15 protein-coding genes are annotated in these 18,801 nt (G+C 61.5%); 3 read left to right on the top strand and 12 right to left on the bottom strand.

Features of this window, described 5'->3' with window-relative positions; all coding sequences use genetic code 11:
• Positions 1–34: 34 nt before the first annotated feature.
• Entirely contained in the window at positions 35–1,777 is a 1,743-nt protein-coding gene (gene ctaD / locus RHP72_RS06220) for a cytochrome c oxidase subunit I (RefSeq protein ID WP_007726434.1), read from the top strand.
• A 221-nt stretch (positions 1,778–1,998) separates the two neighbouring features.
• Positions 1,999–2,817: a universal stress protein gene (locus tag RHP72_RS06215; protein ID WP_311094470.1), complete on the top strand. Its 819-nt coding sequence runs from the start codon at positions 1,999–2,001 to the stop codon at positions 2,815–2,817.
• Positions 2,818–2,834: 17 nt separating this feature from the next.
• On the opposite strand, the gene RHP72_RS06210 is transcribed toward RHP72_RS06215, so the two are convergent.
• The 3 genes from RHP72_RS06210 to RHP72_RS06200 all read right to left on the bottom strand — a co-directional run bounded on the left by RHP72_RS06210 (position 2,835) and on the right by RHP72_RS06200 (position 6,090).
• Positions 2,835–3,308, bottom strand: a complete 474-nt coding sequence (locus tag RHP72_RS06210; protein ID WP_311094469.1) for an NUDIX domain-containing protein — start codon at positions 3,306–3,308, stop codon at positions 2,835–2,837.
• 79 nt (positions 3,309–3,387) lie between these two features.
• A complete protein-coding gene (katG, locus tag RHP72_RS06205) occupies positions 3,388–5,610 on the bottom strand; it encodes a catalase/peroxidase HPI (RefSeq protein WP_003941458.1) in 2,223 nt (740 codons plus the stop codon).
• A gap of 36 nt (positions 5,611–5,646) precedes the next feature.
• Positions 5,647–6,090, bottom strand: a complete 444-nt coding sequence (locus RHP72_RS06200; protein WP_037129600.1) for a Fur family transcriptional regulator — start codon at positions 6,088–6,090, stop codon at positions 5,647–5,649.
• 248 nt (positions 6,091–6,338) lie between these two features.
• Between RHP72_RS06200 and RHP72_RS06195 the strand changes: the two genes are divergently transcribed.
• Entirely contained in the window at positions 6,339–6,647 is a 309-nt protein-coding gene (locus RHP72_RS06195) for an amphi-Trp domain-containing protein (protein WP_037129603.1), read from the top strand.
• 27 nt (positions 6,648–6,674) lie between these two features.
• Here RHP72_RS06195 and RHP72_RS06190 read toward each other — a convergent pair whose 3' ends face one another.
• From RHP72_RS06190 to RHP72_RS06150, 9 genes are all read right to left on the bottom strand, one after another.
• Positions 6,675–8,972, bottom strand: coding sequence for a serine/threonine-protein kinase (locus tag RHP72_RS06190; protein ID WP_311094468.1), 2,298 nt, complete (start codon positions 8,970–8,972; stop codon positions 6,675–6,677).
• Positions 8,973–9,058: 86 nt separating this feature from the next.
• On the bottom strand, positions 9,059–10,474 hold the full coding sequence (locus RHP72_RS06185; RefSeq protein ID WP_283543082.1) for an FAD-dependent oxidoreductase: 1,416 nt from the start codon (positions 10,472–10,474) through the stop codon (positions 9,059–9,061).
• Positions 10,475–10,534: 60 nt separating this feature from the next.
• The gene (gene nagB / locus RHP72_RS06180) at positions 10,535–11,314 is read right to left on the bottom strand and encodes a glucosamine-6-phosphate deaminase (RefSeq protein ID WP_283543081.1); all 780 of its coding nucleotides are present in this window, start codon (positions 11,312–11,314) and stop codon (positions 10,535–10,537) included.
• Complete coding sequence (gene murQ, locus RHP72_RS06175) at positions 11,315–12,232, bottom strand: N-acetylmuramic acid 6-phosphate etherase (protein WP_047269010.1); 918 nt, start codon at positions 12,230–12,232, stop codon at positions 11,315–11,317.
• A gap of 97 nt (positions 12,233–12,329) precedes the next feature.
• A complete protein-coding gene (locus tag RHP72_RS06170) occupies positions 12,330–13,205 on the bottom strand; it encodes a MurR/RpiR family transcriptional regulator (protein ID WP_003941452.1) in 876 nt (291 codons plus the stop codon).
• Complete coding sequence (locus tag RHP72_RS06165; RefSeq protein ID WP_007726417.1) at positions 13,202–14,398, bottom strand: anhydro-N-acetylmuramic acid kinase; 1,197 nt, start codon at positions 14,396–14,398, stop codon at positions 13,202–13,204. The genes RHP72_RS06170 and RHP72_RS06165 overlap by 4 nt, the downstream gene beginning before the upstream one ends.
• 46 nt (positions 14,399–14,444) lie before the next feature.
• Positions 14,445–15,776, bottom strand: coding sequence for an MFS transporter (locus RHP72_RS06160; RefSeq protein ID WP_007726415.1), 1,332 nt, complete (start codon positions 15,774–15,776; stop codon positions 14,445–14,447).
• Between the two features lie 104 nt (positions 15,777–15,880).
• A complete protein-coding gene (locus tag RHP72_RS06155; RefSeq protein ID WP_042452399.1) occupies positions 15,881–16,861 on the bottom strand; it encodes a linear amide C-N hydrolase in 981 nt (326 codons plus the stop codon).
• A gap of 17 nt (positions 16,862–16,878) precedes the next feature.
• The gene (locus RHP72_RS06150) at positions 16,879–18,786 is read right to left on the bottom strand and encodes an alkyl/aryl-sulfatase (protein WP_042452401.1); all 1,908 of its coding nucleotides are present in this window, start codon (positions 18,784–18,786) and stop codon (positions 16,879–16,881) included.
• Positions 18,787–18,801: the final 15 nt, after the last annotated feature.

The following is an 18,801-nucleotide window of genomic DNA, read 5'->3' as shown; positions in this document are numbered from 1 at the left end:
TCTTTCGTCACGTCGATGTGCGTAGGCGGCCGTCGTGGTTGATCTCGCGCCCCGGCCGGTCGGTGAGGTCGATTCTCCCGCCGATGCAATTCCCCGAACCGCTCCGAAGGGTTCGAAACTGGTCGAGATCCTCAGGACCACCGATCACAAGATGATCGGTCTGATGTACATCGTGACATCGTTTGCCTTCTTCTTGATCGGCGGACTGATGGCACTACTCATGCGCATGGAATTGACCGTTCCGGGAATGCAATTCCTGTCCAACGAGCAGTACAACCAGTTGTTCACCATGCACGGCACGATCATGCTCCTGCTGTACGCGACCCCGGTGTTCTTCGGATTCGCCAACTACCTCATGCCACTGCAGATCGGGTCGCCGGACGTGTGTTTCCCGCGACTCAACGCCTTCAGCTACTGGCTCTATCTCTTCGGCGGCCTGATCGCGTCCGCCGGATTCGTAACACCTGGTGGTGCGGCAGATTTCGGCTGGACCGCCTACGTACCGCTCACCAGCGAACTCCACTCCCCCGGCATGGGCGCCGACCTGTGGATCATCGGTCTCGCTCTCGGTGGGGTCGGCACCATCCTCGGCGCAGTCAACATCGTTTCGACGATCGTCTGCCTGCGCGCCCCGGGTATGACGATGTTCCGCATGCCGATCTTCACGTGGAATGCGCTGGTCGCCAGCATGCTGATCCTCCTCGTTTTTCCGCTGCTCGCTGCTGCCTTGATCGGACTGTGGGTGGACCGGCACCTGGGAGCGCACCTGTTCGACCCCGCCACCGGTGGAGTCATGTTGTGGCAGCACCTGTTCTGGTTCTTCGGCCATCCCGAGGTCTACATTCTGGCGCTGCCGTTCTTCGGCATAGTCTCGGAGATCTTCCCCGTCTTCAGCCGCAAGCCGATCTTCGGATACACCGGATTGGTCTATGCAACATTGGGAATTGCTGCACTGTCGATCGCTGTGTGGGCTCACCACATGTACGCAACCGGCGCCGTTCTCCTCCCCTACTTCTCGTTCATGACCTTCCTGATCGCAGTTCCCACCGGAGTCAAGTTCTTCAACTGGATCGGCACCATGTGGAAGGGGCAGTTGACTTTCGAATCGCCCATGCTGTTCTCCGTCGGCTTCCTGGTCACATTCCTGTTCGGCGGACTCTCCGGCGTCATCCTTGCCAGCCCGCCCTTGGACTTTCATGTCACCGACTCGTACTTTGTTGTCGCGCATTTCCATTACGTCCTCTTCGGGACAATCGCGTTCGCGACATACGCCGGAATCTACTTCTGGTTCCCGAAAATGACCGGCCGGATGTTGGACGAGAAGCTCGCCAAGATCCATTTCTGGTTGACCCTGATCGGCTTTCACGCAACATTTCTCGTCCAGCATTGGCTCGGCGCCCAGGGCATGCCTCGGCGGTACGCGGACTACCTGCCGTCGGACAATTTCACTCTTCTCAACACGATCTCGACCATCGGCGCGTTTGTGCTCGGAGCCTCGACGATTCCGTTCATCTGGAACGTTTTCAAGAGCTACCGGTACGGCCGAATTGTGACCGTCGACGATCCTTGGGGCTTCGGAAACTCGCTCGAATGGGCGACGTCCTGCCCACCACCGCGACACAACTTCACCGAACTCCCCCGAATCCGCAGTGAGCGGCCGGCATTCGAACTGCACTACCCCCACATGGTCGAAAGAATGCGCGACGAGGCGCATGTCGGACTGCTTGGTCACAAGTCGGTTTCCGACGTGAGAACTGAGGTGAAACAACATGAATGACGGCACGAAGCACCGAGCCTGGGCAGAAAAGCAGCACCACGAACGCCGAGCGAAACCCGGCCATCTCCTCGCCCCGTTGCTCGTGCTCATGTTCGCTGTCACGACGCTCGTGTGGTTGCCCCTGACGACTGCCGCGTGCTCGATAATCGTCGCAGGATTGCTGTTCGGCACTGTCCTGCAAGCTAGTTCGCATTCAACAGACACAGCTCGAGGAGTTCACGATGAAGCCCGAACTATCGACTGATCTCATCACCTCGGAGTGGTCCGCGGACGGAGCGGTGGTCGTGTGCATCGACGGATCCCCGGTGCGCCCCGACGTGATCACGTGGGCGGCTGAGTTCGCACATCGCCACGGTCTCTGGATGCAAATCGTTTTCGTAGCTCCGAGCGCCGATCTGAACACCTCGGCATCGCCGACCGGCCTGTTCATGGAGGCCATTCAGATCGCCGAGTCGGTGTCGCCAGATCTTCGGATCCGGACCGATCTGATCTCCGGGGAGAACACCGCAATCCTCACCGCGTTGACGTCCGAGGCCGCCTTGATCGTCGCAACACAGGACGATCCCGCCGCACCTGGACCGACATGTTCGTTCGCAAGAGTCGGAACACCGCGTGAAAGCAGCGCTGCGGCAGCCTTGCCGGTTGTCGTCGGTTTGGACGGAAGCGCCTACAGCGAAAGCGCTCTGGCCATCGCATTCAAGGAAGCAGAGGCAGCGAACACCGAACTGGTCGTCGTGCACGCAGCGCCGCCAGAGGCCGAACTGCGTCGAGACGTCGCATCCGGGCACTCGCCCCAGCACTCGACGCCGCTGACGTGGCAACTGTCGGGTTGGGCCACGCTCTACCCTGGCGTCGCGATCCGTCAGATCGAGTTCGACGGCCCCTCGGTTGCCATTCTTGAACAACTCTCCACCGAGGCACGGCTTCTCGTCGTGGGTCGGCGTGGGCGAGGCTCGTTCGACGACACCGCTCTCGGCACCACGAGCAGTGCGATGATTCGAAAAGCACACTGCCCGGTCATCGTTGCCAGCGAAGCCTGAATCAGATCGTCACCCGGTCAGAAGCCGTAACTGTGGATGGGTGCGAGCTGACCGGAGTGATGGGCTTCGATTACGAAACGCTCGTGGTCGACCAACTTCTCCGGGAGTTCGTCAACCGGCCACCACCGCAGATCTGCAGATTTCAACGGCTCCATCCGGCGTGGTTCACCCGACCACGTGCGGCATTCGTAGAAGAAGTCCACTCGATGATCCACCGGTTCGCTCCCGTCCGCGTGGCGGCGATGCAACACGGTCAGCGGCTTCAGTTCCGAGGAAAGCAACTCGACACCAAGTTCTTCCGCAGCCTCCCGAACGGCAGCGTCGATCGCCGACTCCCCCAGTTCGACGTGGCCCGCAGCAGCGTGAGCCCAGTATCCGTCCATGAATCCCGTGCCCTCGCGCAATTGCAGCAGCACCTCGCGCCGTTGTACCGGGTTGCTTCGACAGACCATCACGTACACCGCTGGTACCAGCGCAAATTGATCGGCCACACGACCACGCTATCGTGCGCGTGAAATGACGGCGCCCCGCGAGAACAAGCTCGCGGGGCGTCGTCGACGATCTGCTGGATCAGTTCACGTCGAACCGGTCGAGGTCCATCACCTTGGTCCAGGCTGCGGCGAAGTCCTCGGCGAACTTCTGCTTGGCGTCTGCGCTGGCGTACACCTCGGCGAGTGCACGCAGTTGCGAATTCGATCCGAAAACGAGATCGACCGCAGTTGCCGTGTACTTCGGATCGCCCGTCACGCGATCAACGCCGTCGTATACGTTTTCGTCCGTCTTCGACGGCTTCCACTCGGTACCCATGTCGAGAAGGTTGACGAAGAAATCGTTGGTCAACGTCTCGGGACGATCGGTGAACACGCCGTGACGGGTATTGCCGAAGTTCGCGTTCAGCGCGCGAAGTCCGCCGACCAGCACTGTCACCTCGGGCGGGGTCAGCGACAGCATGTACGCGCGGTCGACCAACAGAATCTCTGCCGGAATCTTCTCGCCTCCCTTGAGGTAGTTCCGGAATCCGTCGGCCCGGGGTTCGAGTACCTCGAACGAGTCGACGTCTGTCTGCTCCTGCGTTGCATCCGTTCGGCCCGGCGTGAACGAGACCGTGATGTCCTGTCCGGCGTTCTTCGCAGCCTGTTCGACGGCCGCTGTACCACCCAGAACGATCAGGTCGGCGAGAGAAACCTTTGCTCCACCAGCCTGGTTGAAGTCCTGCTGAACACGCTCGAGAGTCTGAAGCACCGCGGAGAGAGCTGCAGGCTCGTTGACTTCCCAATTCTTCTGCGGCTCCAGTCGGATTCGCGCACCGTTGGCGCCGCCGCGCATGTCCGTGCTGCGGAAGCTCGCGGCAGACGCCCACGCCGTCGATACCAACTGCGAAATGGACAGCCCGGAGTCGAGAAGTCGACTCTTGAGGATCGCGATGTCTGCGTCCCCGATCAGTTGATCATCGGCCGAGGGAACCGGGTCCTGCCACAGCTGCGGCTCGGGAACCCAAGGTCCCAGGTAGCGCGTGACCGGTCCCATGTCACGGTGAAGGAGCTTGTACCAAGCCTTGGCGAACTCTTCGGCGAATTCTTCCGGATGATCGAGCCAGCGCCGGGTGATCTTCTCGTACGTCGGATCCAGGCGTAGGGACAGGTCGGTCGTCAGCATCGTCGGGGTGCGTCCGGCCGACGAATCGAACGGATCCGGGATGGTGCCCGCCCCCGCGCCGTCCTTCGGAATCCACTGCCACGCACCCGCCGGACTCTTGGTCAGCTCCCAGTCGTAGCCGTACAGAATCTCCAAGAAGGTGTTGTCCCACTTCGTCGGAGTGGGAGTCCACACGACTTCGAGACCACTGGTGATCGCGTCCTTACCCACACCCGTGCCGAAGGCACTCTTCCAGCCCAGTCCCTGCTGCTCGATGGGAGCACCTTCCGGTTCCGGTCCGACGAGGTCGGCCGGTCCGGCTCCGTGCGTCTTGCCGAAGGTGTGACCGCCGGCGATCAGCGCAGCTGTCTCCACGTCGTTCATCGCCATGCGGGCGAACGTTTCTCGGATGTCGCGGGCGGCCGCTACCGGATCCGGTTGCCCGTTGGGTCCTTCGGGATTGACGTAGATCAGGCCCATCTGCACGGCTCCGAGCGGTCCGGACAGCTCACGGTCTCCGCTGTAACGCTCGTCGCCGAGCCAGGTGTCCTCGGGACCCCAGTAGATCTCCTCGGGCTCCCAGATGTCTTCTCGGCCGAATCCGAAGCCGAAGGTCTTGAACCCCATCGACTCCAGGGCGCAGTTGCCCGCGAACACCAGCAGGTCGGCCCAGGAAACCTGCTTTCCGTACTTCTGCTTCACGGGCCAAAGCAGGCGCCGGGCCTTGTCGAGGCTGGCGTTGTCCGGCCAACTGTTGAGCGGGGCGAAACGCTGAGCACCTTGGCCGCCACCGCCGCGGCCGTCTGCAATGCGATAGGTGCCGGCAGCATGCCAGCTCATACGCACGAAGAGTCCGCCGTAGTGCCCGTAGTCGGCCGGCCACCAATCCTGCGACGCCGTCATCAACGCGATGACGTCGCGCTTTAGCGCCTCGACATCGAGCTTGGCGAATTCCTGGGCGTAATCGAAGTCGGCACCCATCGGATTCGACTTCGACGAATGTGAATGCAAGACAGAGAGATCCGGCTGATTCGGCCACCAGTCGCTGTTTGTTCTCGGACGATTCCCGGTAGGCGTCGGAGACGGGATTGCGGGGTTTTCACTTTCGCTGGTGCTCTCGGTGTTTCCGTCGTGAGCAACCGGGCAACTATCGGACACGGTAATCCCTCCATGAGCGAGTAGAACGGACTTCGATCACGTTTGTGATCGCAAACTCTGAGTTGTCGAGCAGTCGGGACACAGGCCCCAGTAAATGACCTCGGCTTCGTCGAGAACGAAACCGTTGTGCGCCGACGGCGTCAAACACGGTGCCTCTCCGACTGCGCAGTCGACATCTGCAACGACCCCACAGGACCGGCAGACGACGTGATGATGGTTGTCGCCGACGCGTGACTCGTACAGCGCCACCGATCCGGACGGTTGGATCCGCCGTATCAGCCCGGCGTCGGTGAGAGCGTGCAACACGTCGTAGACCGCCTGCCGCGACACCCCCGGCAGAACAGCCCGCACAGCATCGAAGACAGTCTCGGTGGCTGCGTGTGGGCGTGCATGCACAACCTCGAGCACCGTGACTCTGGGACGAGTCACGCGAAGCTCAGCGTTACGCAGTTGGGCTGCATAATCCGGCGTCGAAGGCACCTTTCCACTATTGCGCAATCTTCTGGACTGAACCCAGACTTTCGCGAAAATCATCGCTGACAGGGCCCTCCCGACCGATTCGTCCGTGCTGGAAGTGAGCCGGATTCCTCGCTGTTTCTGGCGTCCCCACACCGCCTTCAGGTTTGTTGCGCGTCGACGCGTCCTGCTGTGTGGTTCCACAAACTCCGACAATCTCCCCTTCGTCCAACTACCGTGATAGGGAGAATCCGCCGAGGTCAGGAGTGCTCGTGCCCAAACTGGAGATCAAGAGGAAGTCAGAACTCTCACGGCAGGAAGTCGCCGACCGACTCATCGCCCTCGGCCAAGCCCTCGCCAGTGGATCGGAAGTGGAGCTGGGGTCGGGTGGGGACTCGATCGAAATCAGTGTTCCGGAACAGGTTCGGTGGGAACTCGAGATCGAAGTCGACGGCAACGAAGTCGAGATAGAAATCGAGATTCACTGGCGCGACGACCCTCAGGAAGAATCGGAAGAGAAGTCTCCGCCTCGCACCAAAGCAGTTCGTCGCAGCCGACCACGCAAGAGCACTTCCACATAGGCCGACTCGAATACGGTTGTTCGGCACTTACGGAGACGCCGACACCTCGAGAGACACGACGCGCAGCAGTGCTCGGAGGTCACTTTCGATCCGTCGAAACAGTTGATACACAACGATGAATCCGGCGATACCGCCCAAACACAGCGCACGGACTGTTGCGTTGAGTTCCTCACCGGCACCCGAACCGACAAAACTGAGCCCCGCGATTCCCACCAGGGGAACCGACGCCGCGACTGCGAGGTAACGCGTGCTGCTCCGACCCAACGAGCGAATATCGCGTCCGTCGTCGCTTCGTAACTCGCCGTGTGACAACAAGATCGGATACAGACATCGAACCGAGTAGTACGTCAGGATGAAGAACGGATACGCGACTGCGACGGCGCCGCACACCGCCAGCGACGACATCAGGTGCACGTAGGCTCGCTGCGGAATTCCGCCGGCGGCAATCTGCAATGCGACCGGATATGCGATACCGGCCAGAACCCACAGACCGAATGCGATCACCACCGCGCGATGTCCGACATTCAGCGTCGCGGTACGCGCTTTGTTCAAGACCTCCGCGCTGTACGTCTGACCGTTGCGCAGTCCGTGAGGCACGGTGAGTGCAAGCCGACACCAATACAGGATCGCTGCGGCACCGAGAGAGAACGCAGCCACCCCGATGACCAGATGAACCTGCTCGAGATGCTGCTGAGCCTGCGGCGAGAGACCCGAGATGATCAGCATCTTGTTGTAGTAGTAGTTGTAGCCCGCCGCAAGAAGATTCGGAATTCCGATCGCGGCAAGCACTATCGGCAGCGCCCACTTCCACAACGTCGAACGTGGACTCCCTTCCGGTGGGTCCACCAGATTGCGAGCAGACCGGTCCAGACACAGAGCGAACTGACGAGCCAGCTTTCGGCCGCCAGACCACCTTCCGTCTCTCTCCGGCGAGAGAGACTTGACCAGAACTCGGCGCAGCGCCGGCGGACAGTCGTCTGGTAGCCGTGCCTCGGCTGCGGGATCCACCCCGCGCCGGCGGGCCTCGAGCGCCTTCTTGGGCGACGGTGGGCTCTCCCCCGTACCGTCGTCCGTGAAAGGCCTACTCCCGGTGAGGAGTTCCCACAACATCACGCCCAGTGCATAGATGTCGCTACGGGTGTCGAGTGTGCCAGGCGCCCCCACCGCACAGGCCTCCAATTGCTCCGGAGACATGTAGGCAAGCGAGCCTCCGACAAAACATGCAGCGTCCTCGGTCGAGACCTCCTCGCTCGAGCTGACGTTGAAGTCGGCGAGCTTGGGGATGCCTTCGACGCTGAGGAGGACATTCGCCGGCTTGATGTCCCGATGTAATACGCCGTGCTCACGCGCATACTCGAGGGCATCGGCCAGTCGCATCCCCATCCAGGCCACGGTCTCCGGCCACGACATCGCAGCGATCTCGCTCCTCAGGCTCGTCTCGCTGGGCTTCATCTCTCCCTTCGTCGCCAGGGTCTTGTCGATGGCGTCGAGAAGTAGTTGTCCGGACCGCTGCGCCTGCGGTGTCACGCGGACAAGTTTGACCACGTCGAGCAGGGTCCCACCCGGCACGTATTCCATGAAAAGGACTCGCAGTGCGCGTTCCTCGAGCAGCCGTTGATCGAAGACCCGGACGATGTTGGGATGGTCGAGCTGGGCGAGAGTCTGTGGCTCGACTCCGACGTTGCGCGAGATTTTCAACGCAACCCACCGCTGCATCGAGAGTTGCCGAGCGAGGAACACGCGGGCGAATGCGCCGTGCCCGAGTTCCAACACCAGTTCGAAATCGTCCAGGTGCTGCCCGATTTCGAACTCGTCGAAACCCGAGAGCCCCAACATCATCACGTCTTCGCGACCGGCCATCGAATCACAATCGAACATCTGCTCGAAACTCTCTGCCTGCAAAGGAAACTCGCTGAGGTACTCGGCTGCTGCGACGTCCTCCCCACCCTGCTTCCGCAGCCGGAACTCCTCGTACAGGAGCTCGGCCGGTAATGGTTCTTCGAGTAATTCGGGATACTCGGCACAGTAATCCGTGAGCCGTTTCGGGCAATCATTTTTCAGCCAGCGGTACTCCATGTCGATTCCGACCAGTTCGATCAGCGCCGCCCGACGAATCTTGGCTGGATCAGGCAGATAGTCGCTCAGGTCGGACGGGGTTCGTCCCTCCTCCCAATCCGCCACAAGGCGGCCGAGGCCGTCTGCACCGTTCTGGCCGTCACGCACCACCGGCAGCGTTGAGGGGCGCAACTCGGTGACGGTGCCCCGTTCGGTCAGGGGCCCGCTCGCGATTGTCGCGTCACTGGCCTGCGCACCACGTTCATTCATGACACTTCTGTTCCGCACCTCGATCACAATGAATCGGAGTGACTCACTTCAGCGTAACCCCGGTGGTACTCCAGACCCCAGCGAATCTATTCGGCGTGAACTGCCGACTCCGTGCCGATGCGAACGAGTTCGTCGCGCTCTTTGATTTTGATCCGATCACGCCCATGCTTCACACCGAGGGCACGTTCGGCGGCATCGATGCGAAGCCATCCGCCCCAATCGACGGGCACCACTCTGCCGGCCCTGAGGACCTCCGCGATCCGGCCGTGGCCGGCTCGACGCTCGTATGCCGAATCCAACTGTCGCAGCAAGGTTTCGACGGTTTGGCGTGCATCAGGCCGAGCCGCACCGATCAGCCCCGCGGCACCTCGCTTCATCCAGCCCGTCACGAACAAACCTGCGATCGGCGAGCCGCTCTCGTCGACCGCTGCGCCGCCCTGGTGCGCAACATTGCCGCGTCCGTGATCGAAAGGCACCCCGGCAAGTGGCGTCCCGAGAAATCCGATTGCCCGGTACACAGCTTGAACCGGATAGTCGGTACAGATACCCGAAGCGGTGACGTGACCATATCCGTCCGGGTCTGTCCGCTCGACGCGGAGTGCTTCGACTTTCCCGCTGCCGAGAATCTGCGCCGGCTGTCGGTAGAAGTGCAGGTGAACTCGGCGCCGGGAAGTCCGATCGGCAGAAGCAGCGTCCGCGAAACCACGGAGTGTCTCGACTGCCAGTCGGGTGTGCGCCAACTGTTTGGTCATCCGCTCGACATGCCGGTCCGGTACGACATCGACAGAATCGACGACAACATCTACGCCGGGTAGTTCACCGAGAGCGCGCAACTCGTTCGGGGAGAAGCGAGCGTCGGCTGGTCCGCGCCGGACAAAGATGTGTACTTCGCGAACTCGACTGCCGGCGATCCCTTCCCGAACTTGGTCGGAGACGTCCGTGGCCTGCAGCGATTGCGCCTCGGCGAGGAGCATACGGGTGACGTCGAGTGCGACGTTGCCACCTCCGATCACTGCGACCGATTCCGCGTTCAGCGGCCACTGCGGCGAGCTGTCCGGGTGATCGTTGTACCAACCGACAAACTCGGCGCCACCGAAAGAACCTGGAAGCTCGACGCCGGGAATGTCGAGAGGTGCATCCCGCGGCGCACCGGTTGCAATGATCACGGCATCGTAGGACGAACGTAGGTCATCGACGGAAAGGTCCTTTCCGATCTCCACGTTGCAGAACAGCCGGAACTCACTGGCGACCAGCGTGGTGTGCAGAGAATGGGCGAACTTTTCGGACTCGGGGTGCCCTGGTGCGAGACCGTAGCGCACCAGTCCGTACGGCGTCGGTAGACGCTCGAACACGTCTGTCTTGGTGCCGGGCGCAAGTTCGGCGAGAGCGCCGGCGGCGTGGATTCCCGCCGGCCCCGCTCCGACGATCGCGACACTGAGCGGTGGTGAGAAGAATCGGGGCGCCGCAGGCGGGGATACCGCTGGACCTCTGGCGTTGATCATCCCCCGAGGCTAGGACCTCAACTGCGCTGGAGATCAAGTCCGCTTTCAGCAGCCCGCTTTTCAGTAACCTTGCTCTGCAGGCTTGTGCTCGGTTGTGTAGCGGTAGAAGTCCGCTAGTTGGAGTTCGCCGGCAGCTGCCTCGTCGACTATGACGGTCACGTGTGGATGCAGCTGCAGCACCGACGCCGGGCAGAATGCCGAGACCGGACCTTCGACCGCGGACCGGACGGCGGGCGCTTTGCGGGCGCCGTCCGCGATCAGGACGAGATGCCTTGCATCACTGATGGTTCCGAGCCCTTGCGTGATCACATGATGCGGTACGTCGGCTGGGTCTGCGAAGAACCGTGCATTGTCGGCGCGAGTCCTCTCGGTCAAGGTCTTCACTCGGGTGCGCGATGCAAGCGAGGAGGAGGGCTCGTTGAAACCGATGTGTCCGTTCAGGCCGATGCCGAGGATCTGCACGTCGATGGGACCGTTTTCGGCGATGGCAGCGTCGTAACGCCGGGCCGCGTCACTGGGATCCGCGGCCCCGCCGTCGGGGCTGAACACTCGCGCATTGTCGATGTCGAGGTGATCCACGAGTTCCGTGCGGATGGTGTGCGCGTAGGACTGCGGCTGATCGGACGTGAGACCTACATACTCGTCGAGAAGATACGCGCTCATCGCCGCGAACGACACTCCCGATTCTCGATGCCTCTTGATCAGCTCTCGATACGTGTGCAGCGGTGACGATCCGGTCGCGAGGCCGAGCGTCCGCGCTCCGTTTTCGATTGCGCCGCACACGATATCGGCAGCGATTCGCCCGCCGTCCTCAGGACTGGGAACTATGACGATTTCCATTCAGACTTCCTCACTGCTCTTGCCGGCTCCGACGATGGCCTCACGTACCGAACCCGAAGCGCGGTCCAACAGTTCGGTTGCTTCGGCGAAGTCGCATTCGGCCAACAACATGACGACCGCTGCCTTCACATGACCATCGGCATCGTCGATGGTCTCCGCAGCGATCTCGGTATCGACTCCGGTGGCTGCCGCGACGATCCGGTTCGCACGATCGACAAGCTTGGCATTGGTCGGCCGAAGATCGACCATCAGATTGTGGAATGCCTTCCCGGAGCGAACCATACTCGCCGTGGAGAGCATGTTGCACACCATCTTCTGCGCAGTTCCGGCCTTGAGCCTCGTCGATCCGGTGAGGATCTCGGGGCCGGTCTCCACTTCGATGGCCACGCCGGCGTGAGAACTCATTGCCGCGTTCCGGTTGCACGAGACTGCCACTGTTGCAGCGCCGAGTTCGCGGGCGTGATCGAGTCCCCCGATGACGTAGGGGGTACGACCGCTGGCAGCCAGACCCACCACGACGTCGTTGGCGTTCAACGAGATTGCGTCGAGATCGACCCCAGCCGCTCGCGGATCGTCCTCTGCCCCCTCGACGGCGTTCAGAAACGCTCCTGGGCCACCGGCGATGATGCCGATCACCTCGCCCGGATCGGTCCCGAACGTCGGAGGGCATTCCACTGCGTCGAGAACTCCCAGACGCCCACTTGTCCCCGCTCCCAGGTAGATCAGTCGACCACCTTGTGCTCGGGCCGCGACGATCAAGTCGACTGCGGCTTCGATGGCGGGTAGTACCGCTGCCACCGCGCCGGCCACGATTGCGTCCTGTTGATTCATCACCGTCAGCAGACCCGACACCGACATGACATCGAGATCGCGGGTCAGAGGGTTGGGTCTCTCGGTGGAGAGCATTTCCAATTGCATTGTGGCGAGTCCTCCTCGATCGATATTCATTACGACGACTCCTCGTCAGTACTCACAGCGACGACTCCTCGTCAGTACTCACAGCGACGACTCCTCGTCAGTGCCGCTTCGAAGCAATGGCATCATGGCTTCGTTGCAGAGCAGAGAGTGCGCTGGGCAGCGAGTGCGCCACCATCGCAAAAATTGTGTCGACTACCAACAGCTGACCGGTGCGGCTTGCCATCGCAGCCGATCGGAAACCGAATTCTCTACCGGCAGTGAGCAGAACGTGATGTGACTGCACGGCGAGCGTCGATCGTGCCCCTCCGGTGATCGCAGCCGTCGACGCCCCGGTTCGACGGGCAAGGGCAAGTGGTTCCACGACATCCGAAGTCTCACCCGAATGTGAGATCCCCACTGCGATGTCGTCCGGTCCGAGCAAGCTGGCGCTGACCATGGCCGCGTCTCGGTCGAGATGAACCCGGCAGTTGACGTCGATGCGAGAGAGCTTCAACGTGAGGTCTTGCGCGACGATGCCAGAGGCGCCGATGCCGTAGACCTCGACGCGGCGGGCGGATCGAATCCGGGACACAACTTCTTCGAGCGCAGCAGGATCTGTCAATTGCGCCGTGCCCTTGAGTTGTTCGGATTCGAACTCGGCGAGCTTGGCCATCACCTCACCGGCCGAGTCGGCAGCAACGATGTCCACACCGAGCGGGATCGTGTTCTCTGTACCGGACCCGCTGATCGCCGCCAGCGCGAGACGAAGCTGTGGATAACCCTCGAAACCGAGTCGTTTGGCTGTGCGGACCACTGTCGCCGTGCTTGTCGACGCTCGTTCGGCGAGGTCGTTGACCGTCAGGGTGGAGGCCAGACTGGGGTCGGCTTCGATGATTTCGGCGATCCGCAGCTCGGCAGGCGAGAGGCTACTCAGTGATGCACGAATACGAGCAAGCAGGTCGACGGACGCCGGAGCACTCCGGTCCAAAGTCATAACGCCTCGATTCGCATCGTTTTCGGAGCTGACGGCACCGATGTGATTCTAGGCAGCCCACGGCTTCCTGGCGTCAGAGATCCGAGCACACTGGCGTGACGCGCACCGGTGCACGAAGCGATGCTTCCAGGCAATCCGTGTGCGGTGAGATAGCCGAGAACCGCGAAAGCCAATGCTTCCTTGATGTCGGAAGTGACGCCGAGCTCGTCCGAAGAGACAAGCGCGATGTCGCCCAGTTCGTCACGGAGCATCGCCATCAACGTCGGGTTCTTGGTGCCACCGCCTGACACCACCACTTCGGTAGCCGCCAGCGCTTTGACGGAATCGGCGACGGTCCGGGCGGTCAGTGCAGTCAGTGTCGCGACGATGTCGGCCAGAGACAAGGATTCGTAGCCCCGCAGTGCGGCGAGTAGGTAGTCCCGATGGAACAATTCCTTGCCTGTGCTCTTGGGAGCGGGCTGCGCGTAATACGGTTCGCTCAGTAGTTGTGCGAGCAGATCGACGTTCGGTGTGCCCGCTGCGCCCAGAGCACCTCCGAGATCGAACCACTGCTCCCCCGCGGTGAATTCGCTTACCGCAGCGTCGATCAGCGCATTTGCGGGGCCGGTGTCGAAGGCAATCGGTACTGCGGCACCATCTGCCGTCGATGTCGGGACGCCACCCGGAGCAGTGACGTTCGCGATGCCACCGAGATTGAGCGCGACGGAACCCGAAGTTCTTCCGTTGAGCCACAATACGTCGAATGCGCTGACAAGTGGTGCGCCCTGACCACCCGTCGCCACGTCGCGAGAGCGCAGGTCCGACACGACCGTGCATCCGGTCTTCTCGGCTATCCAGGCCGGCTGCCCGAGCTGGAGAGTGCCTTTTACTTGCGCTCCTTCGACCCAGTGGAACATCGTCTGACCATGTGAGGAGATCAATTCCGCACTGCCACCGCACAGTTCCTCGTTCGCCCGCGCAGCGACGGCCGCAAATGCCTGTCCGATCTCGGTGTCAAGTTGGCAGATCTGACCGACAGTGGTGGACGCCGGCGGGACCGCAGCCGCCACCGCAGCCCGCAACTCACCGGAATACGGTTCGCTGACCATGCCCAGTGGGGTGAGCACAAGAGTGTCCCCGTCGATCCGGATGTCTGCTGCGGCAGCATCGATTGCGTCGTACGAAGTACCGGACATCAGGCCGATGACTCTCATGAAATATCCCTTACTCGGATCGTTTCGGCATTCGGAAAAGCTGCGGTCAGTCGACGAGTGCCCGCTTGTGGGCATTTCCTCGCAAGGTACTCAAGGCGATCGCACTGACGGCGCACGTTGCCATCACGAAGTAGGCCGGAATATCGAGATTGGAAGTTTCCTTGATCAGCCACGTGATGATCAAACCGGCGCAGCCCGAAAAGACCGCGTTGGACAGGGAGTATGCGAGTCCCAATCCGGTGTACCGAACCGAGGTGGGGAACATCTCGGAGAGCATGGCGGGTCCGGGTCCGGCAACAAGTCCCACTGCGGCGCCGGCGGCAAACACTGCAAATCCCTTGGCTGTCAAAGACGTCTGCTCGTTCTGCAGGACGTTGAGCAGCGGCAGAGCCAAGACCAGAATTATCACGGTGCCGGTGAGCATGACCGCGCGTCGTCCGATGCGATCGCTGAGTCCACCCGCGATCGGAATGGTCACCGCGAAGCCCGCATTGGCGAGCACGGAAGCAACAAGTGCCTGATGGAAAGTCGCGTTGAGCGAACTCTGAAGATAAGTCGGCATCACTACGAGGAACGTGTAACCGGCAGCAGACCACCCCATCAACCGCCCGATTCCGAGCAGAATCGCCTTGGCTGTCTCTCCGACAGTCGGCTGCACTACAGGCGCCGCTGCATCAGCTGTCGGTTCGGACTGGACTGATCGAGCACGCTCGAACGACGGCGTTTCTTCGAGGCGGAGCCTGAGCCACAGAGCAACCAGACCCATCGGAAGTGCAAGGAGGAACGGAATGCGCCAGCCCCAGTCACCGAGCTGTCCCGAGTCGAGGACAGTAGCGAGGAGTGCTGCGATCCCCGCACCGGCGAGCAGTCCGAGCGCGACGGTGAACGACTGCCACGAGCCGTAGAGCCCGCGTCGTCCGGGCGGAGCAAACTCGGTCATCACCGACACTGCACCGCCGAACTCACCGCCAGCCGACAATCCCTGCAGAATTCGAAGGACCGTCAAGAGCAGCGGTGCCAGAATTCCGACGCTCTCGTAGGTGGGGAGCACACCGATCAGGGTCGTCGCACCCGACATAAGCAGAAGAACGATCACCAAGGTGGGGCGTCGGCCGATGCGGTCACCGAGTCGACCGAACAGCGCGGCCCCCACTGGGCGGAAGAAGAAGGCCAGCGCAAACGACGCGTAGGTCTTGATCAGGCTTTCGAGGTCGCCGGAGCCGTCGGCGCTGAAGAAGTTCGACGCGATGATCGTCGCGAAGAACCCGTACACACCGAACTCGTACCACTCGATGAAATTTCCGACGGAGCCGGCGACGAGCGCCCTGCGCCGTTTGAGCTGCGCACCATCGTTCCGTGTCTGCACTGTGATGCCCATGCCGTCCTCCGTTGACGAAACCCGAATATGCAACAAAGTTTCATCTGAACGGAGTAGAAATGTCAAGAAGTTTCACGATTGGATTTTTACTACGCCCCGAAGCCTTATGCTCCCGCGAACGTGAATGCCTCCGCCCGTTCGAACTGGTCAGTGGAGTCACCGGAATAGACGGTGCTCTCGTTCGGTCCGAGTCCGAGCCTTCGGACGGGTGTCCCTTCCGCGAGATCCATCGACGCCACGTCCACCCAGAAGGTATTGGGCGTCATCGCCGACTCGAAGAAATAGAGCGTGCGTTTGTGATCGACGACGGTGCGCCAACGGGTCGATGAAATGTTGGGCTCATCGGGAGTCGAAATACCCAGGGGCACCGACACATTCCGAATAACACTGAAGGTGGATGCCAACGCCGCCCGCGGATCGTCCGTCTGCGGTATCGCATCGACATAGAACGACGCCCGAGCGAATCTGTCAGCGGCACGGTTTGTTCCGGGCAGCATGACGGTCCCGTTGATCTGCTTCCAGTACTCGTTGACGGCGAGTTGCTGATCGAAGATCGGCGAATTGGTCATCACCTGGTACTCACGGCTGTGATGAATCGTCGGGCGTCCACCGACGTACTCGATGATCGCGCTGTCTCCCCCGGCGTCCGAGAGCGACATGTGCAGCGTTGCGAGGCGGTCTTCGCCGGGAACGGCAGCGGTCACTACCGTGAACGGTTCCGACGCGAGTACTTCGACCGCTTCCTGAACTGTCGCAAAGCGATCCAGGACGTATTGCGCCCACGCCGCGATCGACAATCCCGGGGTCGAACCGTCATACGTCGGGTACTCGGACTCGACCAACCACAAAAGATTGGCAGACAGCCCAGCCTCGTTGACCCCGTCGGTCGTGCACATGTCGTAGGCCGTCGCGACAACACTTCCGTATTTCGACGTCCACTGTATCGAGTTCGGACCTGCACAGCCCTCTCTGGTCATGCCGCGCGGGAATGCCCAGAGGTTTGTTCCGAGGTCGACCTTCCAATCCATCGATCGAGCAGTGATCACAGTGTCGTTGGGCCCCAAGTAGACCAAGCGTGTACACATCGAAAGCTATCCCTTCGTTACGGCGTGACGATATTGAAACTGGGATCGAAGGTATCGAGCAACCCTCCCAGCGTCTCGAGCGCTGATTCGTCTCCGTCGAGCGAAATCTGCCCGGCCTTGGCCAGTTCGGCGGCCGCGCCCGGTTGAAGAAGCGCTCCCACGAGCGCCGCCTTCGGGCCCGAGACCGTCAGTTGTGTGTTCGGTGACGCACCCTTACGTGCATTGAGGACACCGCGCTTGACCCACGCAGTCCATGCCTCGTCGCCGCGATCGGTGAACACGAAATCGATCCGCAGTTCCGCGTCGGTGGCCTTGTCGCCGATGAGATGTATTGCAACGAAGTCGAAGAGGATGTCGATGGGCATCGCGAGGACACTGTCCTGACTTGCCGTGACGTACGGGGCAGGCTGGGCGCCCTCGCGTAGTTCCAACGCGGCCGAGAGATAGATCCCACGCCACTGCGGCCCTTCGGCTTGATAGCCCATCTGCTCGTAGACGTCGGCTTGCAGGTTCCTCGCTTCGGCGTTCTCCGGTTGCGCGAACACCAACTTGTGCAGGATCTCTGCCGCCCATCGGTAGTCCGCGGCGTCGAATGCCCGCTTACCCTCGTCCAGGATCTTCTGCGCGCCAAGGAGATCGACGAACCTCTTCGCCGATTCGACCGGCGGATGAGGATGAAGCGACACCGGATCGCCGTCCCACATTCCCAGTTCCTTGGTGTACACGGCGCGAACGTCGTGGTGCAGAGTGCCGTGATATCCGCGGTTGTACCACTTGCGCCCGAGTTCGTCCGGTAGTTCGATCACCTCGGCAGCTTCGAGCGGCGTGTACCCCTTGTTCGCGAGACGGAGTGCCTGGTCGTGAATGTACTTGTAAGTGTCCCTTTGCGATTCGATGAACGGCACCAGGTTCTCGTTACCCCACACCGGCCACGTGTGCGGTCCGTAGTGAACAGCCGCGTCGTCTCCCCACCGTTCGAGAGTCTCGTCCAGATACCGCGCGAAGTTCCGAGCGTCGCGAGTGCGCGCACCTCTTAAGGTCTGGATGTTGTGGAGCGAATGATTGGCGTTCTCCGCACAGGTCAGCGCGGCGAGTTCGGGGATCCAGATGTGCATTTCCTCCGGGGCCTCGGTATCCGGCGCGTAGAGGAACTCGAATTCCAGACCGGCTATCTCACGCTTCGTTCCGGTCTCCGTGATGCTGTCAGTGGGGGAAATATACGAGACAAGTGGACCTTTCGTGCTGATCGTGCCGATGCCGCAGGTAACCATCCCTTTGGCATCGAGATCGAGCAATCCACCGAAGGCGTAGAAGGACCGTCTCGCCATGGCATTTCCGGCGACGACGTTTTCCCCGATCGCGAACTTGTCGAACGACGCGATCGTGCCCGGTGCGATGATCGGAACTCGCCCGGACGTCACGTCGTCCAGATCGACGATCCCTTTGACTCCGCCGTAGTGGTCGATGTGGGTGTGCGTGTAGATGATCGCCGAAACTGGCTTGTCGCTGACGTGCTCACGAATCATCTTCATACCCTGGCGCGCCGATTCGACCCCCGCCATACAGTCGATGACGATCAGTCCCTCGCCACCTTCGACAACCGTCAAATTTGCCAGGTCGTTGTTCCGTACCTGGTAAAGGCGATCCGTCACCTGATACAGACCACCTCGGCGCATCAGTTGTCCTTGACGCCACAGGCTCGGATTGACTGTCTCCGGCGCGGCAACATCGTCACCGAGGTATGCCATCGCATCGGGATCGAAGACCGTATGCCCGTCATCGGCGACAACCTTGCCCGGCAACGGAGCGATCAATCCTCGATCCGCGTCGGCAAAATCCTGCCGGTCGTCCATGGCATACCGTGCGACTGCCTCGCGATTCGCCGTGACTGTGGCCGGTGTTGCGTCCTTAGGTGTCTGGCACATGGCACTCCCCGCTCG

Source organism: Rhodococcus sp. SG20037 (assembly GCF_031763325.1).
In the GTDB taxonomy this organism is placed as follows: Bacteria; Actinomycetota; Actinomycetes; order Mycobacteriales; family Mycobacteriaceae; genus Rhodococcus_F; species Rhodococcus_F qingshengii.
Note: the sequence above shows the minus strand (reverse complement) of the source record. Positions and strands in the feature narration are given on the sequence as shown.